We start from the raw sequence: 20,565 nt of genomic DNA on the forward strand, positions 1-20,565 counted from the left end.
GGGCCTTCCTCTTACCCTGCCTGGTGCAAGACTGCGGTGCAGTAGTAATTCTTGGCGAACGGGGCGTCGTCACCGTCGGGCTGCTGCGGTAATCCGTTGTCGGCCAACAACTGATTCAACGGGGTGCTGACCGGCCGCCAGCCGCGATCGGCCAGATACGTGGCCGCATCGCTGCGCTCACCGGGGAAACCCAGATCGTCGAGCACGACGTCGAGCCCGTGGTCCCGCCACCGCTGGCTGGCACCGTTCAACGCGTTCTGATTGCCGCCGGTGTTCAAGAACACCTCGGCCACCAGCCGGCTGCCCTCGGCGGACAGCGCGGTGATGTTGTCCAGCAGGCGATCCTGGGCTTCGGGTGGCAGGAAACCGAGCAGGCCCTCGGCAGCCCACGCGGCGGGCTGGCCGGTATCGAACCCGGCCTGCTTCAGCGCCGACGGCCAATCGTGGCGCAGGTCGACCCCGACGGCCCGGATCTCGGCGGTGGGCTTGGCGCCGAGCGCTTCGATCGTGGTGGTCTTGAACTCGATGACTTCCGGCTGATCGATCTCGAACACCGTCGTTCGCGGCGCCCAGGCCAGTCGGTATCCGCGCGCGTCCAGGCCGGAGGCGAGGATGACGACCTGGCGGATGCCCGCGGCGGCCGCGTCGGCGAAGAACGCATCGATGTAGCGGGTGCGCGCCGCCAGCAGGTCGGTCATGCGCTGCATTCCCCACGGCGCACCGGGCTCGTCGACGTCGGCCGCGTCGATCTCGGCGTTGGCCCACCGGGTGAAGAAGTCGATTCCCACGGCGCGTACCAGCGGCTCGGCGAACCGGTCGTCGATCAGCTCGTCCTTGGTGGCCCGGGCCCGTCCGGCGGCCACCATGGTGGCGGTGGCGCCCACGCTCGTCGCCAGGTCCCAGGTGTCGTTGTCGCTGCGTGCCATGGTTAGACACAATAACTACGAGCGCTGCGGCGGTGACCAAAGACCTCGGGCGCAGTGGCATTACGCCCTTATCGACGACCGCCCGCCCGGGCAGCATCCATGTCATGATCAAACGCCTCGGGCTGGAAGCCCGGTCGCTGTTGTGGTACGCGCGATCTGGCGGACTGAGGTTGATTCCACCGAGTGCGATGGTGCCGATGCTGCGTGCGGTGCAACGCTACGGCCTGCTGGGTGCGGCGACGGCGATCACCGCCGGGCGAGACCCCAAGGGGTTGGCGCTGATCGACGAGCACGGTCCGCTCAGTTTCGGCGACCTGGACAGGCGGACCAACGCATTGGCCAACGAGTGGCGTCGCCTAGGCCTCGGCCCGGGCACCAGCGTGGCCATCCTGGTGGGCAACCACCGTGGCTTTTTGGAAGCGGTCTTTTCCGCCGGCAAATGCGGCGCGAGCATCCTGCTGCTCAACACCGGCTTCGGCAGCGTGCAACTCGCCGAGATGGTGGCCCGCGAGAGCGCCGACCTGCTGGTGTACGACGAGGAGTACGCCACCGTCGTCGCGGGCGTGCACCCCAGGCTGGGCCGGCTGCGCGCGTGGGCGGAAACGCCCGCGGCCGACACGCTCGAGGGGCTGATCGAACGCGGCGACCCCGCTGCGCCGCCGCGTTCCGGCGGCCGTCCCAAAATCGTCATCTCGACCAGCGGGACGACGGGCGTCCCCAAGGGGGCGGTACGTTCGGAACCCTACTCGCTGATCCCGGTCGGCGGACTTCTCGGCAAAGTGCCCTTCCGGGGCCGCGAGGTCACCGAATGCTGTGTGCCGCTGTTTCATTCGAATGGATTCAGCCAGGCGATGTACGCGACGGTGCTGGGCTCGACATTGGTACTGCGCCGCCACTTCGATCCCGAGCAGGCCGTGGCGAGCGTGGCCGCACATCGTGCCAGTGCCATGATCGTCGTTCCCACCATGCTGCGGCGCATCCTCGATCTGGGCCCGGCGGCGCTGGCCGAACACGATCTGTCGTCGCTGCGCATCGTGTTCATCGGCGGCTCCCAGCTGGGCGCCGCGCTGGCCACCCGTGCGCTCGAGGCATTCGGCCCCGTGGTCTACAACATGTACGGCTCGACCGAGGTCGCCTACGCGACCATCGCCACGCCCGCCGATCTGGCCGCCGAGCCGGGCTGCGTCGGTTCGGTGGCGCCTGGGTCGGTCGTCAAGGTCTACACCGACGACGGGCAGGAAGCACCCGCGGGAACAACGGGGCGGATTTTCGTCGGCAACATCCTGGCCTTCGAGGGATACAGCACCGGCGGCCAAAAGGAGTCGATCCAGGGCCTGATATCCACCGGCGACGTCGGTCATTTCGACCGGGCCGGCAGGCTGTTCGTCGACGGGCGCGACGACGAGATGATCGTCTCCGGCGGGGAGAACGTGTACCCGGGTGAGGTCGAGGATGCGCTCGAGCACCACCCCGACATCGCGGACGTCGCGGTGATCGGGGTTGCCGACGAGGAGTTCGGCCAGCGCCTGCGCGCCTACATCGTGCTGCGGCCCGGCGCGTCGCTGACCGAGCACGACGTCCAGGAATATATCCGAAACCGGTTGGCGCGCTTCAAGATTCCGCGTGATGTGCTGTTCGTCGACGAGTTGCCCCGCAACGCGGGCGGCAAGGTGCTCAAGCGCATGCTGAACACGCAGCAAGGGCCCGCTTCATCTAACCGGCCGCGAGACCCTCGGCCCATTGAATCAGTCCCTCGACGTTGAGCTGCGGTTGAATTCCCGCGGTTCCGGCCAGGCCAGGTGAGGCCAACGGCGCCGCCGCCACCGCGCCGGACGTGCCCGAGGCGGCGGGGGTGACGACGGGGGTAAGGACGGCGGGACCGGTGACGATGGTGCCGGTGTTGACGGCGGTAACCAGGCCGCTGGCGTCGAGCGTGACGTTGACGCCGCCCCCGGCGATGATGCCGGCGCCGGGGACGGTGAAAGCACCGCTAAGGGGGAGTGGCGGGCCGACGGGATCTATCACGAGGAAGGTGCCGCTGGTAATGGTGCCGTCAAAGGCAAGTCCACCGGTCGTGCCGGGACCAAGGGTGAAGGCATTCCCGTTGGCGAAGGTGCCCGTCAGGGAGGTGATGGCCTCGAACGAGGCACCTTTGGTGAAGGCGATGGGGTAGCCGGCGCTGGCGGTGACCGTGACGCCGGGGTCGATGACCGCACCGCCGGGGGCCACGTTGACGGTGTCGCCCGCGATGACGTGGGCCGTTGAGCTCAGCTGTTGTATCGCGGCCCGGGCCACCGCGTCGGCCTGGTCTTGTTGCCCGTTCGGATTGGTGCTCTGCTGGGGTTCGTCGAACGGTTCGAGGCTGCTCGCGGTTTCGGCCGCAACGGCGTACCCGTACATGGCGGTGGCGTCTTGCACCCACATCTGCATGTACTGGGCTTCGGTGGCCGCGATGGCCGGAGTGTTCTGCCCGAGAAAGTTGGTCGCGACCAGGGCGGTGAGCCGCAGGCGGTTTTCCGCCACCACCGGCGGCGGCACGGTCATCCCGTACGCCGTCTCGTAGGCGGCGGCCGCCGAATAGGCTTGGGCGGCAGCCTTTGCGGCCCGGGCGGCGCTGAGTTGTAGCCACGCGACGTGGCGGGTGGCCGCGGCGGCCATGCGCGCCGACGACGGGCCCAACCACTGGCCGGCCAGGGCCGCGCTCTGCGACGAGCAGCCGCTGGCGGCGGACTCCAGCTGGGCGGCTATCGCGTCCCAGCTCGCTGCGGCGGCCAGCATCGGCCCTGCCCCCGGCCCGGTGTACATCAGCCCGGAGTTGACCTCCGGCGGCAGCAATCCGAAGTCCATGTCGTATCCCGTTTAGTTAAGCGCGACGATTTGCTGGGAATATTAACGGGGTAGTAACCAGGTTGCGTGCGGACTGGAGAAAATTCTTCGACTGTTTGCCCCGGCAATGCTCGGCCGGCGGCCGGCCTTCAGGCGAGGCGGTAGCGGATCAGGCGAGAACTGTTGGCCACCACGGCAACCGACGACGCGTTGTGCAGGATCGCGGCCAGCACCGGGGACAGCGCGCCGCCCGCGCCGATGATCAGCCCGGCGGCGTTGACGGCGATGGACATTCCGTAGTTCTCGCGGATGACGTCGACGGCGCGGGCGCCCAGGTCCCGGACGTCGAGCAGGCGATGCAGGTCGTCGTTGGCCAGCGCCACGTCGGCGGTCTCGACGGCCACGTCAGTGCCGGCCAGGCCCATCGCGATCCCGATGTCGGCGGCGGCCAGGGCGGGCGCGTCGTTGATGCCGTCGCCGACCATGCCCACGATGTAGCCCTCGCCCTGCAGCTCGCGCACCGTGGTGAGCTTGTCCTCCGGCATCACCTCGGCGCGCCACTCGTCGATTCCCAGCTCGTCGGCGACCACGCGCGCGATGTCCGGATGATCGCCGGTGAGCATGACGATGCGGCGAATCCCGTTGGCGCGCAATTGCGTCAGCACAGCGGCGGCCTCGGGCCGGACTTCGTCGCGCAGGCTGATCAAACCGACCAGGGTGCCGTCCACCGCGAGCAACAGCGGGGTCTCGGCCTCGCGGCGCAGCTTGTCGACCCACTCCTTGGCCTTCTTGGACACCTTGACCTTCTCGGCCTGCAGCAGCGACGGGCTGCCCAGCAGCAGGGTGCGGCCGTCGGCCCAGGTCCGCATGCCCAGCCCGACCAGCACCTCGCACTCCTCGTGTGGCGGGATGCTGATGTGGCGCTCCTCGGTGGAGCGGATGACGGCCTCGGCCAGCGGATGTCGCGAGTGGATCTCCGAGCTGGCCGCATAAGCCAGAACTTGCTCGGGCTCCCAATCCTTGTGCATGGCAACGATATTCGTGACCACTGGACGTCCGACGGTGAGGGTACCGGTCTTGTCGAATACAATCGCGTCGATCCGGCCCGCCTGCTCGAGGTGCGATCCGCCCTTGATCAGGATGCCGCGGCGCGCGCCGTTGCCGATCGCCGCGCTGATCGCGGTCGGGGTGGCCAAGCCCACCGCGCACGGGCAGGCGATCAACAGCATGGTCATCGCACGCCGCACGTCCCCGGTGATCGCCAGCGTGATCGCCGAGACGATGAACGAGGTGGGAACGAAACGGCGAGAGAAGTTTTCGCCGACCGTCTGGATGGGGGCCCGGTCGTGCTGTGCCTCCTCGACGCGGGTGATGATGCGCCCGATCGTGGTCTGCTTGCCGACCGCCTCGGCGCGCACCACGACACGTCCGCGCACCACGACCGACCCGGCGTGCACGTGGGTGCCCACACCGACGTTCACGGGCAGGTTCTCCCCGGTGATCGCGGATTGGTTGACGACGGCCTCGCCGTCGACGACCTGGCCGTCCACCGGAATCGCGACGTGGTCGTGCACCAGCACCTCGTCGCCGATCTCGACGCTGTCGATCGGAACCTGGACTTCGTTGCCGTCCGGCAGCCGGATCCACGCCGTGTCCTGGCTGCCGCGCAGCAGCTCCGAAATCGCCCGCCGGGTGCGTCGCAACGTCAGATCTTGCAGGTACTCACCGATGTTGAGCAGCCACAGCACGGTCAGCGCGACCACGTTCTCGCGCAGGATCAGGCTGGCGACCGTCGCAGCCGAGACCAGCGCATCGGTACCGGCCCGGCCGGATCGAAGCGAACGCAACGCGCCGCGCAGGAACGGGTAGCCGGTGAAGATCGTGACCCCGGTGGCGACCGCCCGCCCGCTCGCGCCGAGCAGCGGTGGCCGGGCGAACACGTACCGGCGCACCCCGAGCAGGCTCAGTGCCAGGCCGCCGATCACCATGCGCAGCACCTCGGAATTGCGGATCTCCGAAGAATGCGGCGCACGCGCTGGAATCAGTTCGGCGCCAACATGTTTCGCGCTGCCGATCGCGGACAGGACCTCGGCGCGATCGCAGCGGCGCGGTGAATACCAGACGACGACCGATCCGGTGCGCGGGTACGCGTGCACGGCGCGCACGCCGGTCTGCCTGGCCACGGCCTCTTCGACCGCGACGGCCCGCCGAGAGCTCGTACGCACCCACGGGACCGAAACCCGCATGCGGCCAGCCGCATCCGAAAGTACATCGAGGGAAGGGTCTTTGGCGGTTGCGATGTCTTCAACGATCGCGAGGCTCATGGCGAGCGCGATCAGTGGTCGTGATCGTGGGCGTCGCCGACGGTCGGGGTGGGCGCCTCCTCGCCGATGCGCTCGCGGGCTTCGGCCATCACATCGGCGAGCCGCAGACGCGCCGACTCCGCGGCCGTTTCGGCTTTGCGGGTGCCGCGCAATCCGAGCTCCGCGGTCGCCACGGCGGTCTGGTGCAGCGGCGCCTTGGCCACGGCCTTACGGACGACCTCGTAGGCGGTCACTCCGACCAGACCGGTGAACACCGTTCCCGCCGCCTTTGCCAGTAGCCCGTATACCGCCATCGGCTGATCCCTTCTCCCGCCCGCAGTCGTTAATGACAACCATTATCAGATAGTCGTGCCGTCGGCGACGAAAACAGCCGAGTTCCCGCGCCGTCCACCTGATGCTTCCACGAAATTAACATCGATGTATAGCGATATCAATATGTATAGTCAGAGGACGCGGGTGACCTTCTCGGTCTCGACGCGGCGCTGCAGCGCCGCCGGATCGGGGTTGGCCACCTGCACCAACGAAGCCCCGACCGACATGATCGCCAGCAGGCCGTCGACCAACTCGGCGGGGCCCAGCCACGCGGCGGTGGAAAGCACCCGATCCTTGGCCGTCAAACCCCTTGCCGCCGCCGAGCTCTCACAGTCAGCCAGGACCGCTGCGACGGAGCGGCCGGCCAGCGCGGGACCGGGTTGGCGTTCGGCGACGATCTGGTCGCCATGCACCCGCACCGCGGTGGCGTAGTCGGTGACGCCGATCGGCAGGTCGGGTGCGGGCCGACCGAATGGATCCAGCGACAACACCGCGACCTCGCCACCGGCTGCCAGAGTGTCGGCCTCGTCGAGCCGTTCGATGGTGCACAGCGCCAGGTCGCCCGGCCCTTCGAGCACTGCCTCGGCGCCGATCCACCACACCCCGAACAGGACCGCCGCGGTCTGCCAATGCGCCGGCAACAGGATGGCCACCCGGCTGTCCGGGCCCGCGCCCAACTCGTCGCGTAATAGGTTGCCGGTCTTGGCCGCCCAGTTGGCCAGGGTCACCGCGGACAACTCGATGCGCTCGCCGGTGGCGTCGTCGTAATAGGTGATGCGCGGGCCGACCGGGTCGGCGGCCAGCATCGGATCGAGGATCGCCCCGGATAGCGTGGTCAGTTGATGCACTCCGGCTTGTCGCTGCCGGCCGTCAGGATCGGTGAGGGCGCGGGAACATTTGGATCGGTGGCCGATTGGTTCGTCACCCGTGCCGGTGCGGTGGTGCTGCCGGACAGGCCCGAGCCCGGTCCCGTGTAGTCGTTGGCCAGCACCACCCGGACCGATCCCGGTGCCAGCGACGCATCTCCGACGACGGGCAACCCGCCCAGCTCCTTGGAGACTTCCTGGGCTCCCATGTCGTCGGGCTTGTTGGCGCGCACCTGGCTGGATTTGACGTGGCCGCCGTCGTTGTTTCCCGCCGCGCCGGTGGTGAATCCCTTGGAGCTCAAGACATCTGACACTGCAGCCGCCAGTCCGTTGATGTCGGTGTCGTTGACGACGGTGGCGGTGGTCTTGGCGGGTGTATAGGCCAGTTGTTCGGTTTTGCCCTGATCCTGGTCGTGCAACAGGCTGGCCACCCAGTCCTGAACCTGGTGCGGGTCCACCCGGACCACGCTCTGCATGCCGTCGTCGCTCCAGCCGGCTCCGTCGAGCACCGGGATGGTGGCGAAGGCGACGTTGCCGCCGGCCAGCTTCTGCAGCTGCTGGACGAAATCCATGACATCCCAGCCCTGGGAGATCACCACCGAGCGCTGCACCGCGGCCTCCAGCTTTTTCAGCGTGCCGGGGCTGGACAACGTCTGGCCCGAGATCACCCGGTGCGCCAGCGAAGCCATCACGACCTGCTGGCGCACTACCCGGTCGAGGTCACCGCGCGGCAGGTCGTGGCGCTGACGCACGAAGCTGAGCGCCTCGGCGCCGTCCAGCTTTTGCGGACCGGCCGGGAAGTCTGCACCCGAAAGCGGTTCGTATACAGCGTCTTTGAGGCACACATTGACGCCACCGAGCGCGTCGGTGATCAAAGCGAAGCCCAGCAGCCCGATCTCGGCGTAGTGGTCGACGGTGACGCCGGTGAGGTCGGCGACGGTCTTGATCAGGGCCTCGCGGCCGGCCTCGGTGCCCTGAGTGGCGGCGTCCTCGGCCGAATCGCCGGCCTTGACCAGGTTGGCCCGCTTGGCTTCCCGGGTTTGGCCGTAGACCCCGTTGATCTTCGTCTTGCCCAGACCGGGCGCCACCACATAGGAGTCGCGCGGAATGGAGATCGCGGTGGCCGACTTCCCGTTGTTCGGTATCCGGACCAGGATGATGGTGTCGGTGTTGGTGGCTTCCTCGTCACCGGCCTTCAGCGTCGCCAGCTCCTCGGCGGTCAACGGGTTGCCGTGCGCGTCGGTGCGGCTGTCCAGGCCGACCAGCAGGATGTCGATCGCGCCGTCGTCGCCACCCTTGCCCAGCGACGGGGCGGACATGTGGAAGATGCCGTCTTCGAATGCTCGGACGTTGTTCCACGCCACACCGGTGCCGAGAACGACGACGACGGCTAGCACAGTGGCAACAACACGAACCACACGATGCACAGGCATCACACTAGGTTACTTGCGACACAGGCGCTTCCCGGGTAGCCAGCAGCGGCGTGGCCCGAGCTTTCCCGGACATGCCAGACTCGAACCATGTCGGGCAGGATCGTTGTCACCGGAGCCGGTGGCCAGCTGGGCGGGTGTTTGGCGGCCCATGGCGTCGAGCAGGAGCGTGACGTCCTCGCGCTGACGTCCGCGCAGTGGGACATCACCGACCCGGCCGCCGCCGAGGCGATCGTGAGAAGCGGCGATGTCGTGATCAATTGCGCCGCTTACACCGATGTCGACGGCGCCGAGAGCGACGAAGCGCGTGCGTACGCGGTCAATGAGGCCGCGCCGGCGCACATCGCGCGGGCCTGCGCGCGGGTCGGCGCCCGGCTAATCCACGTCTCGACCGACTTCGTTTTCGCCGGTGATTACGCGGATCCGCACCCGTTCGAACCCGGTGACGAGACCTCGCCGCGCGGCGTCTACGCCTGCAGCAAGCGCGCCGGCGAGGTCGCCGTGCTGGCGGCGCTGCCGGATGCCTCGCAGTGCGCAGTGGTCCGCACCGCCTGGGTGTATACCGGCGGCACCGGCAAGGACTTCGTCGCGATCATGCGCAAGCTCGCGGCCGGTGACGGCCCGATCAAGGTCGTCGACGATCAGGTCGGCTCGCCCACCTACGTCGCCGATTTGGCCGCCGCACTGCTGCAGATCGCCGACGACGGCGTGCCCGGGCCGATCCTGCACGCTGCCAACGAGGGCGCCGTCTCGCGATTCGGCCTGGCCCGCGCGGTATTCGAGGAGTGCGGCGCCGACCCCGAGCGGGTGCACCCGGTGAGCACCGCGGAATTTCCCCGTCCTGCACCCCGCCCGACCTATTCGGCGTTGTCGAGCCGGCAGTCGGCGGCGGCGGGCATGACGCCGCTAAGGCCCTGGCGCCCAGCGCTTGTCGCCGCGCTGGCCGCGCGCGCCTCCTCTGGGGGGCCTGTCCCGGCCGAACGACCGATAACCTCTACGCGTGACTGATGTCCTGCCGGTCGTGACGGTGACCTATTCGCCGGGCCACCATCTCGAACGTTTTCTGGCTTCGCTGTCGCTGGCGACGGAGCGTCCGGTCAGCGTCCTGATGGCCGACAACGGTTCCACCGACGGCGCCCCGCAGGCGGCGGTGCAGCGCTATCCGAACGTGCGGCTGTTCAGCACCGGAGGCAATCTCGGGTACGGCACCGCGGTGAACCGCGCGATCGAGTATCTGTCCGAGCGCGGGGAGATCGACGACTGGGTGCTGGTGGCCAACCCCGACGTGCAGTGGGGCCCGAACAGCATCGACGCGCTGCTCGAGGCCGCCGCTCGCTGGCCGCAGGCCGGCGCGCTGGGCCCGCTGATCCACGACCCGGACGGCTCGGTGTATCCGTCGGCGCGCCACCTGCCCAGCCTGATCCGCGGCGGCATGCACGCGGTGATCGGGCCGTTCTGGAAGCGCAATCCCTGGACGGCGGCCTACCGCCAGGAGCGGCTCGAGCCCAGCGAACGGGCGGTGGGCTGGCTCTCGGGATCGTGTCTGCTGCTGCGCCGTTCGGCCTACGGTCAGATCGGCGGATTCGACGAGCGCTACTTCATGTACATGGAGGACGTCGACCTCGGCGACCGGCTCGGCAAGGCCGGCTGGCTCAACGTCTATGTGCCGTCCGCCGAAGTGCTGCACCACAAGGGCCATTCCACCGGGGACGATCCGGCCAGCCACCTCGCTGCGCATCACCGCAGCACCTATATCTTTCTGGCGGACCGGCATACCGGATGGTGGCTGGCTCCGCTGCGCTGGGTGTTGCGGGCCTCGTTGGCGCTGCGCTCGGCTCTGATGGTGCGCAACTCGCGCCGGCAGCGTGCGGAGAAGTCGGCAGAAAGGCGGCGCTGAGTTGGCGATTTCTTCAGTGGATGCGGTGATTCTGGTCGGCGGTAAGGGCACTCGCCTGCGGCCGCTGACGCTGTCGGCGCCCAAGCCGATGCTGCCGACGGCCGGGGTGCCGTTTCTCACCCACATGTTGTCGCGCATCGCCGCGGCCGGCGTCCAGCACGTCATCCTGAGCACCTCGTACAAGGCCGGGGTGTTCGAAGCGGAGTTCGGGGACGGGTCTGCGCTCGGTCTGGAGATCGACTATGTCACCGAGGAGGAACCGCTGGGGACCGGCGGTGGCATCGCCAACATCGCGGACAAGTTGCGCCACGACACCGCGCTGATCTTCAACGGCGATGTGCTCTCCGGCGCCGACCTCGGCCAGCTGGTGGACTCGCACCGGGCCAACGAGGCCGACGTGACGCTGCACCTGGTGCGGGTGAGTGATCCGCGTGCCTTCGGTTGCGTGCCGACCGACGAGAACAACCGCGTCCTGGCCTTTCTGGAGAAGACCGAGGATCCGCCGACGGATCAGATCAACGCCGGCACCTACGTCTTCGAGCGCAGCATCATCGACCGGATTCCGCGCGGGCGGCCGGTGTCGGTCGAGCGCGAGGTGTTCCCGGCGTTGCTGTCGGACCCCGACGTCAAGTTCTGCGGCTACGTCGACGCCACCTACTGGCGGGACATGGGCACCCCGGACGACTTCGTCCGCGGATCGTCGGACCTGGTGCGCGGCATCGTCACGTCGCCCGCGCTGCAGGGCCATCACGGCGAGAAGCTGGTACACGAAGGCGCGGCGGTGTCGCCCGGCGCGGTGCTGATCGGCGGCACGGTCGTCGGGCGCGGCGCCGAGATCGGTCCCGGCGTGCGGCTGGACGGCGCGGTGATCTTCGACGGCGTCAAGATCGAGGCCGGCAGCGTGGTGGAGCGCTCGATCGTCGGCTTCGGGGCCCGGATCGGTCCGCGCGCGTTGATCCGCGACGGGGTGATCGGCGACGGCGCCGACATCGGTGCGCGCTGCGAGCTGTTGCGCGGCGCCCGGGTCTGGCCGGGTGTCTCGATTCCCGACGGCGGGATCCGCTACTCCAGCGACGTCTGACGGTGATCGCGCTCGCGTCGCCATCGTCCGCGAGTGTGAAGCTGGCCGCACATTCGGCTTCGAGTGTGAAGCTAGCCGCACACTCGCCGGTTCATCCCGTCGCGCGCGCTCGCGAAACCAGGTGTGCGAGCGCGTAATCCGTGCCGGGTGGCAGCGCGTCGGCCGGCCACCACCGCAAGTCGTCGGATTCCTCGCTGATCGCGATCTGCGCACCGGCGGGCGCGTGCGCGACGAATTGCAGGTCCAGATGCCGGGTCGGGACGCCCAACGAGCAGGTGACCGGGTGGACGTGAATCGCGGCCAGCTCCGGTGTGATGCGCAGGTCGGGCACGCCGGACTCCTCGACGGCTTCGCGCAGCGCCGCGGTCACGATGTCGGCGTCGTCATCGTCGCAGTGGCCCCCGAGCTGGACCCAGCGGCCCAGCCGGGGATGCAGGGTCAGCAACACCTGGGTGCCGGTGTCGTCGAACACGATCGCCGACGCCGTGACGTGGCCGGCTTCGCACTCGCGGCGGCAGGCGTCGGGGCGACCGTGCACGAACGCCAGCACGGCGTGCCGCAGCGACTCCTGCGTCGGGTCGGGTGCCCGCCAGTCGGTGAGCACCGAGATGGCCGAATCGCGGATGCTCACCGGGCGCCGCGCCTGGTCCGGCGGTCGCGCAGCGTGTGCCAGGCCGCTCGGCACTGCGCGACGACACCGGGTGACCAGCCGAGCCCGTCGATCAGCACATGACGGTCGACGGTGTCGAGGGCCTTCTCGATTTCGTTGGCCTTCAGCAGCAGATCCACATCTGCGGCCAGGTCGGTGCCGGCCAGCGCCGGGGCTGGAATGGGCAGCTGCTCGGCTTCGGTCGGCTCGAGTTCCAAGATGCCTCCACCATAACTACGGCCCATGATCTCGGCGAAGGCGAATGTCGCGCTGTTGTGGAACACCGTCGCGAACGCCGCCGGGTCGCTTCCGGGACAGCCGCGCAGCCGCACCCGGTGTACGGTGTCGGTGCTGGTCGCCGCGGCGGCGTTGACGGCCAGCCGCGGGGCCAGGTGAATCTGGCGCAGCAGGAACAGATCGGGAAACCACAGCGACGGGGTTCGCCACCACGGCGCGCGAATCGAGCACTTGTAGCCGAGGTGAACCCCGGCTGCCTCACCGGCGTCGATGTGCGCGATCAGCGCGGGATCGGCGGGCTGCTCCGGGGCGTCGAGCAGCCAGGTCCGCTGGCCGGCCGCGATATCGCTTGCCCGGCAATCGGTGTCGTAGACCAGGCCGCTGAGCTGGCTGCTGCGCGAGACGAGCGGGACGCAGTGTGCTCCCAGGCCCAGCTCGCGGGCTTGTGCGTCGGTGAAGGTGAAGAAGCTGTTGCGGCCGGTCACGATGCCGACGTCGACGTCGGCGATGCACCCGAGCCGCGTCAAGTCGTCGGACCGGTTGAGCGTGCGCAGCAGCCGGATCGCGGCGGGGTCCAAGAAATACTTGGTCCACTTCTCCTTCTCGTGCAGTAGCGCGGGTGCGGCGTCGCCGTCGAGGCTCGCCTGCGCGAGCGCGTCGGCATCGGCGAGATCGATCGTCCGGATTCGCGCGGGCCCGGCACCGGCCACCCCGCAGAACAACACGACTTCTTGCAGGATGCCGTCGAAAACCAGCCGCTGAAATGTGACCAGAGTGATTTCACGGTATTGCGCGAGCAGAAATTCGCGCAATTGCGCGGCATAACTGACTTGCAGCAATTCGGCGGGCAATACCAAACCCACCCGTCCGCCGTCGCGCACCATTACGGTGCTCGCGACGACGAAAGGGACCCAGGCATTGGTCAGCCTGCTGGGGCGCAGCCCGGCACGGCGCATCAGCTCCAGCGCCGGCTCCCGTTGCTCGGACGCCCAATTGCCGAACCTGATGTACGGCGGATTGCCCGCCACCCCGTCCCAGCCGGTCGCCTCGTTGCGGGCGACCCAGCTGAACAGGTTCGCGGCGTCGACGGGAGCGAAGCGTCGTGCCTTGAGCGCTTCGTGTGACACGAGCTCCACACCGTGTACTTGCTCGCTGAGCGCGGCCAGCTCGCGCAGGATCCGGCCGTCACCGCACGAGGGCTCCAGGATGCGGGGTCCGGCCTCACGTACCCAGCGGGCCAGAAACCGCGCCACCGACACCGGTGTGTAGTAGCCGCCGCGAACCTTGTCGGCAGATGCGGCCGCCTTGCCCGCGAACGTTTTCACCGGGTCAGTATCACTTGCGGATCAGCAGATCTCCGGGATCCACCGGGTCGCGCGGCCCTTCGGGCCGTGCATCTTCGGAGGCGTAGCCGATCGCGATGCCGCCCAACGGCTCCCAATCGGGCGGCAGCTCCAGCTCGGCGCGGACCAAATCCGCGGCAAAGATCGTCGAGCCGATCCAGCAGCTGCCCACCCCCCGAACGGCCAGCGCGACCAACAATGCCTGCACGGCCGCGCCGACCGCGACGGTGAACATGGTGTGCTCGGCATTGGTGCGCTCATCGTCGGAATAGGTGTGGGCGCCCTCGGGCACCAGCATCGGGATGATGACCTCGGGTGCGTCGTAGAGGATCTGGCCGCGCGCCACCCGCCGATCGATCGCGTCGGCCGGCTTTCCGTCACCGGCCAGGTCGGTGCGCCACTTGTCCTTCATCCGATCGAGCAGCCGGGTCCGGGTGGCCGCGGTGCGCAGCCAGACGAACCGCACCGGGCGGGTGTGGTGCGGGGCCGGTGCGGTCAGCGCCTCGGCGACGGCCGCCTCGATCAGCTCCGGCGGCACCGGTTCGGCGCTGAACCGGCGCACCGACCGGCGCAGCAGCTGGGCTTCGCGGCGGCCCATCTCGATGGCTTCGGCGGTGCCGAGCCAGAACAGATCCTCCGGTCCGGGCCGCAACAACTGGCGCGCCGTGGTGCCGTCGTCGACGACGGTCAGCCCGCGCACGACGGCCACCGGCATCGCGGTCAGCTTGCCCTTGACCAGATCGGCCGCGGCGGCCACTTCGTCGGCCACTGCGATCTCGGTGACCACCAATTCGTTGCCGTGCTCGTCGACCGCGCCCGAATAGCCGTGCAGCACAGCCAGTCCCGCCGCGCCGATCGCGACGTCGATCTGACCGTTGCGCCAGGCGCGGCCCATGGTGTCGGTGATCACCACCGCGACGTCGACGCCGAGCTGCTCGCGCAGCGCGTCGCGCAGGGCCGCGGCACTGCCGTCGGGGTCGACGGGCAGCAGCGCGAGTTCGCTTCGGCCGACGTTGGATCCGTCGACGCCGGCGGCGGCCTGCACCAGCCCCAGTGAGTTCTCGGTGATCAGCGTGCGGCCCTTGCGGGCCAGCACCCGCACCGCCTCATCGTCGACCAGTTTGCGCCGCAGCTCGTCACGCTCCTCGGGGTCCTCGGGCGCGCTCACCAGCCGGCCCTCGCACTTGGACACCACCTTGCTGGTGACCACGACGACGTCGCCCTCGCGCAGCCATGGGGCGGCGGCGGCGACCGCGGCGCCGAGATCGTCGCCGGGGCGGAACTCCGGAAGCCCGGTGACGGGCAGGATTTCGATCGTCGCGGCGGTGCCGTGCTCCCTGGGCGAACGAGTCACGGCGCCACGCCCGCAATATCCAGTCCGGCCCGGACCATTTCGGCCGTCGCCTTCGGATCGGTCATCAATAGCGGCACCGCCCGCACCGCGACGCCGTCGATGTCGGCGTGATCGCCCTCGTGCACCAGCCAGCAATCCAAGATCCCGGTGCCGCTACGTGCTCCGTAATATCCGCCGACCGCTTCGGCGGTGGACTCGACCCCGATCACCTCGAGGCAGGCATCAGCCATGCCGCGCAACGGTTTTCCGCCGATGATCGGGGAGTAGCCGACGATCGGGGCGGACGCCGCCCGCAAGGCGCCGCGAATACCCGGCACGGCCAGGATCGCGCCGACGCTCACCACGGGATTGGACGGGGCCAGCATGATGATCTCGGCGTTGCCGATCGCGTCGAGGGCATCGGTTGTGGCACTGGCCGTTTCAGCGCCGACGAAGGCGAAGCTGTGGGTTGTCACGTCGGCCCGGTAGCGCACCCACCACTCCTGGAAGTGGATCGCGCGCCGACTGTCGTCGGCCGGATCGGTGATCACCACATGTGTTTCGCAGCGGTCGTCGCTGGCGGGCACCAGCTGCGCGCCGGGCTGCCAGCGGTCGCACAACGCCGTGGTGATCTGCGAGAGCGGGTAGCCGGCGTTGAGCATCTGGGTGCGCACCAGATGGGTGCCCAAATCGCGGTCGCCGAGTTGAAACCAGTCGGGCTGCATGCCGTAGCGCGCCAATTCCTCTTTGGCGTGCCAGGTTTCGTCGCGATGGCCCCACCCGCGCTCCGGGTCTACGCCTCCACCTAAGGTATACATGCAGGTGTCCAAATCCGGACAAACCCGAACCCCGTGGATCCAGGCATCGTCGCCAATGTTCACGACGGCGGTCAGCTCGTGGTCGGAAGTTTCTCCCCCGGTTGCGAACTGACCCAGCCCGAGTAATTGTTGAACACCCAGCAGGAACCGGGCGCCGCCGACTCCACCGACCAGAACGGTGACCTTCACACCGGACGACAGTACCGGCCGGGATCTTTGGCGAGGGTTTGTGACGGACACGCCGAAGGCCCGAAATAACAGAAACGCCGGAAACTGATCACGAGATGGTATGGAAATGCGCCGAAACGCTTGACCCGGCAGATTAACCCGTGTCTAATCACATCAGTGTCATTTTCGGTTGGCCGGCCGGTTCCGGTGTCGCAGACCGGGATTCGATCACTTGTTCGAATTGTCTGTTACATCAGAACAGCGGGACACAACCACTCTCTCAAAGACCAGCTGAGGAGGCGTACGACGCATGTCTTACGAGCACCTATGGGGCGTCATGCCAAGCACTGAGCGCGCCACGATCAGCTCCGCGCCGGCGCCGATTACCCGACCCCACTTGACCGTGGTCCCTGATGCGCCAAGCGCATTCGAGCCCGAGCCGTTGCCGGAGCCCGAGCTCACCCCGGACCAATGGCAGGACCGCGCGCTGTGCGCGCAGACCGACCCGGAGGCCTTCTTCCCGGAGAAGGGCGGATCGACTCGCGAAGCCAAGAAGATCTGCCTGGGCTGCGAGGTACGTCATGAGTGCCTGGAGTACGCGCTGGCACACGACGAGCGCTTCGGCATCTGGGGTGGCCTTTCCGAACGGGAGCGCCGCCGCCTCAAGCGCGGCATCATCTGACCGGCGAACCCGCGTGGGTTATTCGTCGTCGATCGTCGGGTCGATGACGGTCGGTTCGACGTCGAGGTAGATGGCCACCTGCGCCACCAGAATCTCGTGCAGTAATTCGCCAAGTTCGACGGTGTCTTTAGCGCGTCGTTCGATGGGCTTGCGGAACAGCACAATTCGCGCCCGCGTCGAGTTTCCTCGAACGTCGACCCCGGCGGGGATCAAACGGGCCAGCGCGATCGGTCCATCGGCGACGACCTCGGGCGGCCACTGCACGCTGGCCGGATCCTTGGCGGCGATGCGTGGGATTTCGTCGACTGCCACGTCGAGTTCCGACACCCGTGATTGCCAGCGCCGCTCGATGGGTTCGTAGGCCTCGAGCACCGCCATGTCGAATCGCTCGGCCCGGCTGCGCCACCCCGGCACCGTCGGCGGCAGCAAAGGACCGCGCATATCGCGCCCGCGCCGAGTTGCCCGGTGTCCGGGCGTTCGGCCCGACGGCCGTCCGTTGCGCGGGAAACTGCGCGAATCACCCACGCGCCGATGGTAACGGTTGGACATCGTGGCCCGAACGGATGCGCGTGTCCGGCGCTTCGGCGGCGTTTGCGCACGATAGCCTTTCCGACGTGAACGTTCCCCGTCGCTGCTGCCGGCCAGGGTGCCCGCACTACGCCGTGGCGACCCTGACGTTCGTCTACTCGGACTCGACGGCAGTGGTGGGCCCGTTGGCGACCGCGCGCGAACCGCATTCGTGGGACTTGTGCGTCGGCCACGCCGGCCGCATCACGGCCCCCCGCGGATGGGATCTGGTGCGCCACGCCGGGCCCCTGAATTCGGAGCCCACGAATCCCGATGAAGACGACCTGGTCGCGCTTGCCGACGCCGTGCGCGAACGCGGTGCAGGCAACGCGTCCTTGCCGCACGCCGGTGGTACCGGCATGCCGTTGAACGGATTTCCCCCGCAAGCGGGAGGTACCCCCACCGCTGCGCATCTGCATCACACCGGAGTGCAGGCCACCGCGCCCAGCAGCCATCTGCTCGCGACGCCGGAAAAGCGGTCCGGTCGCCGCCGCGGACATCTGCGGGTGTTGCCCGATCCGTCCGACTAGGGGACCGCTCGGGCCGATAGGCTGACGCCAAGAGGCAAATCAATCCACGGCGTCAAGGAGGCCCCGCATGTCTCGGCCCGCCGCGACTGTCCACCGTGTCATCAAGGCTTATGACATCCGTGGGCTGGTCGGCGAGGAGATCGACGAGTCGCTGGTTGCCGATGTCGGGGCAGCCTTCGCCGCGCTGATGCGCGGCGAAGGCGCGCAACGCGTGGTGATCGGACACGACATGCGCGATAGCTCGCCGTCGCTCGCCGCTGCCTTCGCGGCCGGGGTGACCAGCCAGGGCCTGGACGTGGTGCGGATCGGGTTGGCCTCGACCGATCAGCTGTATTTCGCCTCGGGATCACTCGATTGCCCCGGCGCGATGTTCACCGCCAGCCACAACCCCGCCGCCTATAACGGCATCAAGCTGTGCCGGGCCGGTGCTAAACCGGTCGGTGCGGATACCGGGCTGAAAGTGATCACCGAAGACCTGATCGCCGGAGTCGGCGGCTACGACGGGAAGCCGGGGTCTATCACCGATCGCGATGTGCTGTCCGACTACGGCGAGTTCCTGCGGTCGCTGGTGGCGACCTCCGGATTGCGGCCGCTGCGGGTGGCGGTCGACGCCGGCAACGGCATGGCCGGCCACACCGCACCGGCAGTGCTCGGCCCGATCGACTCGATCACGTTGTTGCCGTTGTACTTCGAGCTCGACGGGTCGTTTCCCAACCACGAGGCCAACCCGCTCGACCCGGCCAACCTGCTGGATCTGCAGTTCTACGTCCGCGAGACCGGCGCCGACATCGGGTTGGCGTTCGACGGCGACGCCGACCGGTGCTTCGTGGTCGACGAGCGCGGGATGCCGGTCTCTCCGTCCACGGTGACGAGCCTGGTCGCCGCGCGCGAGCTCGGCCGCGAAATCGGCGCCACCGTCATCCACAATCTGATCACCTCGCGCGCGGTGCCCGAGCTGGTCGCCGAGCGCGGCGGCACACCGCTGCGCTCGCGCGTCGGACACTCCTATATCAAGGGCCTGATGGCCGAAACCGGCGCGATCTTCGGCGGCGAGCATTCCGCGCACTATTACTTCCGTGACTTCTGGGGCGCCGACTCGGGAATGCTGGCCGCGCTGTACGTCCTGGCCGCCCTCGGTGAGCAGGACCGGCCGCTGTCCGAGCTGACCGCGGACTACCAGCGCTACGAGTCGTCCGGTGAGATCAATTTCAAGGTGGCCGACGCCGCACAGTGCGTGGACGCGGTGTTGAAGTCGTTCGGCAGCCGGATCCACTCCATCGACCACATGGACGGGGTGACGGTGGACTTGGGCGACGGCAGCTGGTTCAACCTGCGCACCTCCAACACCGAGCCGCTGCTGCGGCTGAACGCGGAGGGCCGCACGACCGAGGACGTCGAAGCGATGGTCACCGAGATCAGCGCCGAAATCGCCGGCCAGGCGCAGCGCAATGAGGGTGTGCCGTGAACGCAACCCGGGCGATCGATCTCGAAGACAGCGACGGCCTGATCGCCGCCGACCGGCAGGGCCTGTTGCGGTCCGCCTCGTCGGCCGGCGCGCAGGTGCGCGCGATTGCCGCCGCGACCGAAGAGGGCGCCCTGGACTCGCTACGCACCGGCGACCGGCCGCGCAGCGTGATCTGGGTGGCCGGCCGCGGCACCGCCGAGACGGCCGGGGCGATGCTGGCCGCGACGCAGGGCGCCGCGGCGTCGGCACCGATCGTGCTGGTCAGCGAGGCCCCGCCGTGGGTGGGTCCGCTCGACGTGCTGATCGTCGCCGGCGACGACCCCGGCGACCCGGCCCTGGTCGGTGCCGCCGCGACCGGGGTGCGCCGCGGCGCACGGGTGGTCGTCGTCGCGCCCTACGAAGGTCCGCTGCGCGACTCCACGGCCGGGCGCGCCGCGGCGCTGGCGCCGCGGCTGTGGTTTCCCGACAGTTCGGCCTGTCGCGGTACCTGGCCGCCGGCTTGGCGACGCTGCAAACCGTTGACCCCCGGCTGGACATCGACCTGCCGGCGCTCGCCGACGAGCTGGATGCCGAGGCGCTGCGCAACAGCGCGAGCCGTGACCTGTTCACCAACCCGGCCAAGATGATCGCCGCGCGCTTATCGCACCACCCGGTGGTGCTGGCAGGTGACTGTCTCGCGACGCTGGCGCTGGCCCGGCATGGCAGTTCGCAGCTGTTGCGGATCGCGCACCAGGTGGTCGCCGCCACCGGGCTGGCCGACGCGGTGGTGGCGCTGCGCGAGCCCGTCCATGTCGGTGCCGGCCGACCGCCGGTGGATGCACTCTTTCACGACGAACAAATCGACGGGCCGTTGCCCGAGCGGATGCGGGTGCTGGCGTTCACGCTGGCGGACGACCGGACAGTGGTGGCCGCTCGGGTGGCCGGGCTGGACGAGGTCTACCTGATCGCGGCGCACGACGTGCCCGAAGCGCCCGGCGGCGTGGGCGGGTCCGGCGGCCTGGTCGGGTCGGTGGCGCCAGGAGGAGCGACCCGCCCCGAACAGCAACTGGCAGTATTGGCCGTTCGGCTGGAGATGGCCGCCGTTTACTTGCGACTGGTGCGGGGATAGATA

At 68.7% G+C, this 20,565-nt stretch carries 18 protein-coding genes and 1 pseudogene; 8 read left to right on the plus strand and 11 right to left on the minus strand.

Going from position 1 to position 20,565, the window contains the following annotated elements; translation table 11 throughout:
• Positions 1 to 11: 11 nt before the first annotated feature.
• Entirely contained in the window at positions 12 to 926 is a 915-nt protein-coding gene (locus ACAG21_RS24320; protein WP_370498814.1) for a class I SAM-dependent methyltransferase, read from the minus strand.
• Between the two features lie 104 nt (positions 927 to 1,030).
• Here ACAG21_RS24320 and ACAG21_RS24325 point away from each other — a divergent pair, with 104 nt between their 5' ends.
• On the plus strand, positions 1,031 to 2,689 hold the full coding sequence (locus ACAG21_RS24325; RefSeq protein WP_370498815.1) for an AMP-binding protein: 1,659 nt from the start codon (positions 1,031 to 1,033) through the stop codon (positions 2,687 to 2,689).
• On the opposite strand, the gene ACAG21_RS24330 is transcribed toward ACAG21_RS24325, so the two are convergent.
• From ACAG21_RS24330 to ACAG21_RS24350, 5 genes are all read right to left on the minus strand, one after another.
• On the minus strand, positions 2,640 to 3,773 hold the full coding sequence (locus tag ACAG21_RS24330) for a PPE family protein (protein ID WP_370498816.1): 1,134 nt from the start codon (positions 3,771 to 3,773) through the stop codon (positions 2,640 to 2,642). The two genes, ACAG21_RS24325 and ACAG21_RS24330, sit on opposite strands and share 50 nt — an antisense overlap.
• Positions 3,774 to 3,901: 128 nt before the next feature.
• Complete coding sequence (gene ctpC / locus ACAG21_RS24335; RefSeq protein ID WP_370498817.1) at positions 3,902 to 6,076, minus strand: manganese-exporting P-type ATPase CtpC; 2,175 nt, start codon at positions 6,074 to 6,076, stop codon at positions 3,902 to 3,904.
• Positions 6,077 to 6,087: 11 nt separating this feature from the next.
• Entirely contained in the window at positions 6,088 to 6,369 is a 282-nt protein-coding gene (locus tag ACAG21_RS24340; RefSeq protein ID WP_370498818.1) for a DUF1490 family protein, read from the minus strand.
• Between the two features lie 150 nt (positions 6,370 to 6,519).
• Complete coding sequence (locus ACAG21_RS24345) at positions 6,520 to 7,236, minus strand: TIGR03089 family protein (protein WP_370498819.1); 717 nt, start codon at positions 7,234 to 7,236, stop codon at positions 6,520 to 6,522.
• On the minus strand, positions 7,224 to 8,690 hold the full coding sequence (locus tag ACAG21_RS24350; RefSeq protein WP_370498820.1) for an LCP family protein: 1,467 nt from the start codon (positions 8,688 to 8,690) through the stop codon (positions 7,224 to 7,226). Before ACAG21_RS24350 ends, ACAG21_RS24345 begins: the two co-directional genes overlap by 13 nt.
• An 84-nt stretch (positions 8,691 to 8,774) precedes the next feature.
• Here ACAG21_RS24350 and rfbD point away from each other — a divergent pair, with 84 nt between their 5' ends.
• From rfbD to ACAG21_RS24365, 3 genes are read left to right on the plus strand one after another with little or no spacing between them, the layout of a single operon-like run.
• Positions 8,775 to 9,692, plus strand: a complete 918-nt coding sequence (gene rfbD / locus ACAG21_RS24355) for a dTDP-4-dehydrorhamnose reductase (RefSeq protein ID WP_370498821.1) — start codon at positions 8,775 to 8,777, stop codon at positions 9,690 to 9,692.
• Entirely contained in the window at positions 9,685 to 10,581 is an 897-nt protein-coding gene (locus ACAG21_RS24360) for a glycosyltransferase family 2 protein (RefSeq protein WP_370498822.1), read from the plus strand. Before rfbD ends, ACAG21_RS24360 begins: the two co-directional genes overlap by 8 nt.
• Position 10,582: 1 nt before the next feature.
• Positions 10,583 to 11,662, plus strand: a complete 1,080-nt coding sequence (locus tag ACAG21_RS24365) for a sugar phosphate nucleotidyltransferase (protein WP_370498823.1) — start codon at positions 10,583 to 10,585, stop codon at positions 11,660 to 11,662.
• Positions 11,663 to 11,753: 91 nt separating this feature from the next.
• Here the strand turns inward: ACAG21_RS24365 and ACAG21_RS24370 are convergent, their stop codons facing one another.
• Genes ACAG21_RS24370 through cofD form a run of 4 tightly spaced genes read right to left on the minus strand, consistent with a single transcriptional unit; the run spans position 11,754 to position 16,231 of the window.
• A complete protein-coding gene (locus tag ACAG21_RS24370; RefSeq protein ID WP_370498824.1) occupies positions 11,754 to 12,293 on the minus strand; it encodes an NUDIX hydrolase in 540 nt (179 codons plus the stop codon).
• Entirely contained in the window at positions 12,290 to 13,873 is a 1,584-nt protein-coding gene (locus tag ACAG21_RS24375; RefSeq protein ID WP_370498825.1) for a class I SAM-dependent methyltransferase, read from the minus strand. The genes ACAG21_RS24370 and ACAG21_RS24375 overlap by 4 nt, the downstream gene beginning before the upstream one ends.
• 10 nt (positions 13,874 to 13,883) lie before the next feature.
• The gene (locus ACAG21_RS24380; protein WP_370498826.1) at positions 13,884 to 15,245 is read right to left on the minus strand and encodes a coenzyme F420-0:L-glutamate ligase; all 1,362 of its coding nucleotides are present in this window, start codon (positions 15,243 to 15,245) and stop codon (positions 13,884 to 13,886) included.
• The gene (gene cofD, locus ACAG21_RS24385) at positions 15,242 to 16,231 is read right to left on the minus strand and encodes a 2-phospho-L-lactate transferase (RefSeq protein ID WP_370498827.1); all 990 of its coding nucleotides are present in this window, start codon (positions 16,229 to 16,231) and stop codon (positions 15,242 to 15,244) included. The genes ACAG21_RS24380 and cofD overlap by 4 nt, the downstream gene beginning before the upstream one ends.
• A gap of 289 nt (positions 16,232 to 16,520) precedes the next feature.
• On the opposite strand from cofD, the gene ACAG21_RS24390 reads away from it, so the two are divergent.
• Positions 16,521 to 16,892, plus strand: a complete 372-nt coding sequence (locus tag ACAG21_RS24390; RefSeq protein WP_370498828.1) for a WhiB family transcriptional regulator — start codon at positions 16,521 to 16,523, stop codon at positions 16,890 to 16,892.
• An 18-nt stretch (positions 16,893 to 16,910) separates the two neighbouring features.
• On the opposite strand, the gene ACAG21_RS24395 is transcribed toward ACAG21_RS24390, so the two are convergent.
• The gene (locus tag ACAG21_RS24395) at positions 16,911 to 17,333 is read right to left on the minus strand and encodes a metallopeptidase family protein (RefSeq protein WP_370498881.1); all 423 of its coding nucleotides are present in this window, start codon (positions 17,331 to 17,333) and stop codon (positions 16,911 to 16,913) included.
• A gap of 173 nt (positions 17,334 to 17,506) precedes the next feature.
• On the opposite strand from ACAG21_RS24395, the gene ACAG21_RS24400 reads away from it, so the two are divergent.
• From ACAG21_RS24400 to ACAG21_RS24410, 3 genes and pseudogenes are all read left to right on the plus strand, one after another.
• Positions 17,507 to 17,989 (plus strand): DUF3499 domain-containing protein, encoded by a 483-nt coding sequence (locus ACAG21_RS24400; RefSeq protein WP_370498829.1) that lies wholly within the window; start codon positions 17,507 to 17,509, stop codon positions 17,987 to 17,989.
• Positions 17,990 to 18,056: 67 nt separating this feature from the next.
• On the plus strand, positions 18,057 to 19,454 hold the full coding sequence (locus ACAG21_RS24405) for a phosphomannomutase/phosphoglucomutase (protein ID WP_370498830.1): 1,398 nt from the start codon (positions 18,057 to 18,059) through the stop codon (positions 19,452 to 19,454).
• Positions 19,451 to 20,562: pseudogene (locus tag ACAG21_RS24410) on the plus strand (TobH protein). Before ACAG21_RS24405 ends, ACAG21_RS24410 begins: the two are co-directional and overlap by 4 nt.
• Positions 20,563 to 20,565 lie beyond the last annotated feature (3 nt).

This window comes from Mycobacterium sp. pR1184 (assembly GCF_041287235.1).
Taxonomy (GTDB): Bacteria; Actinomycetota; Actinomycetes; order Mycobacteriales; family Mycobacteriaceae; genus Mycobacterium.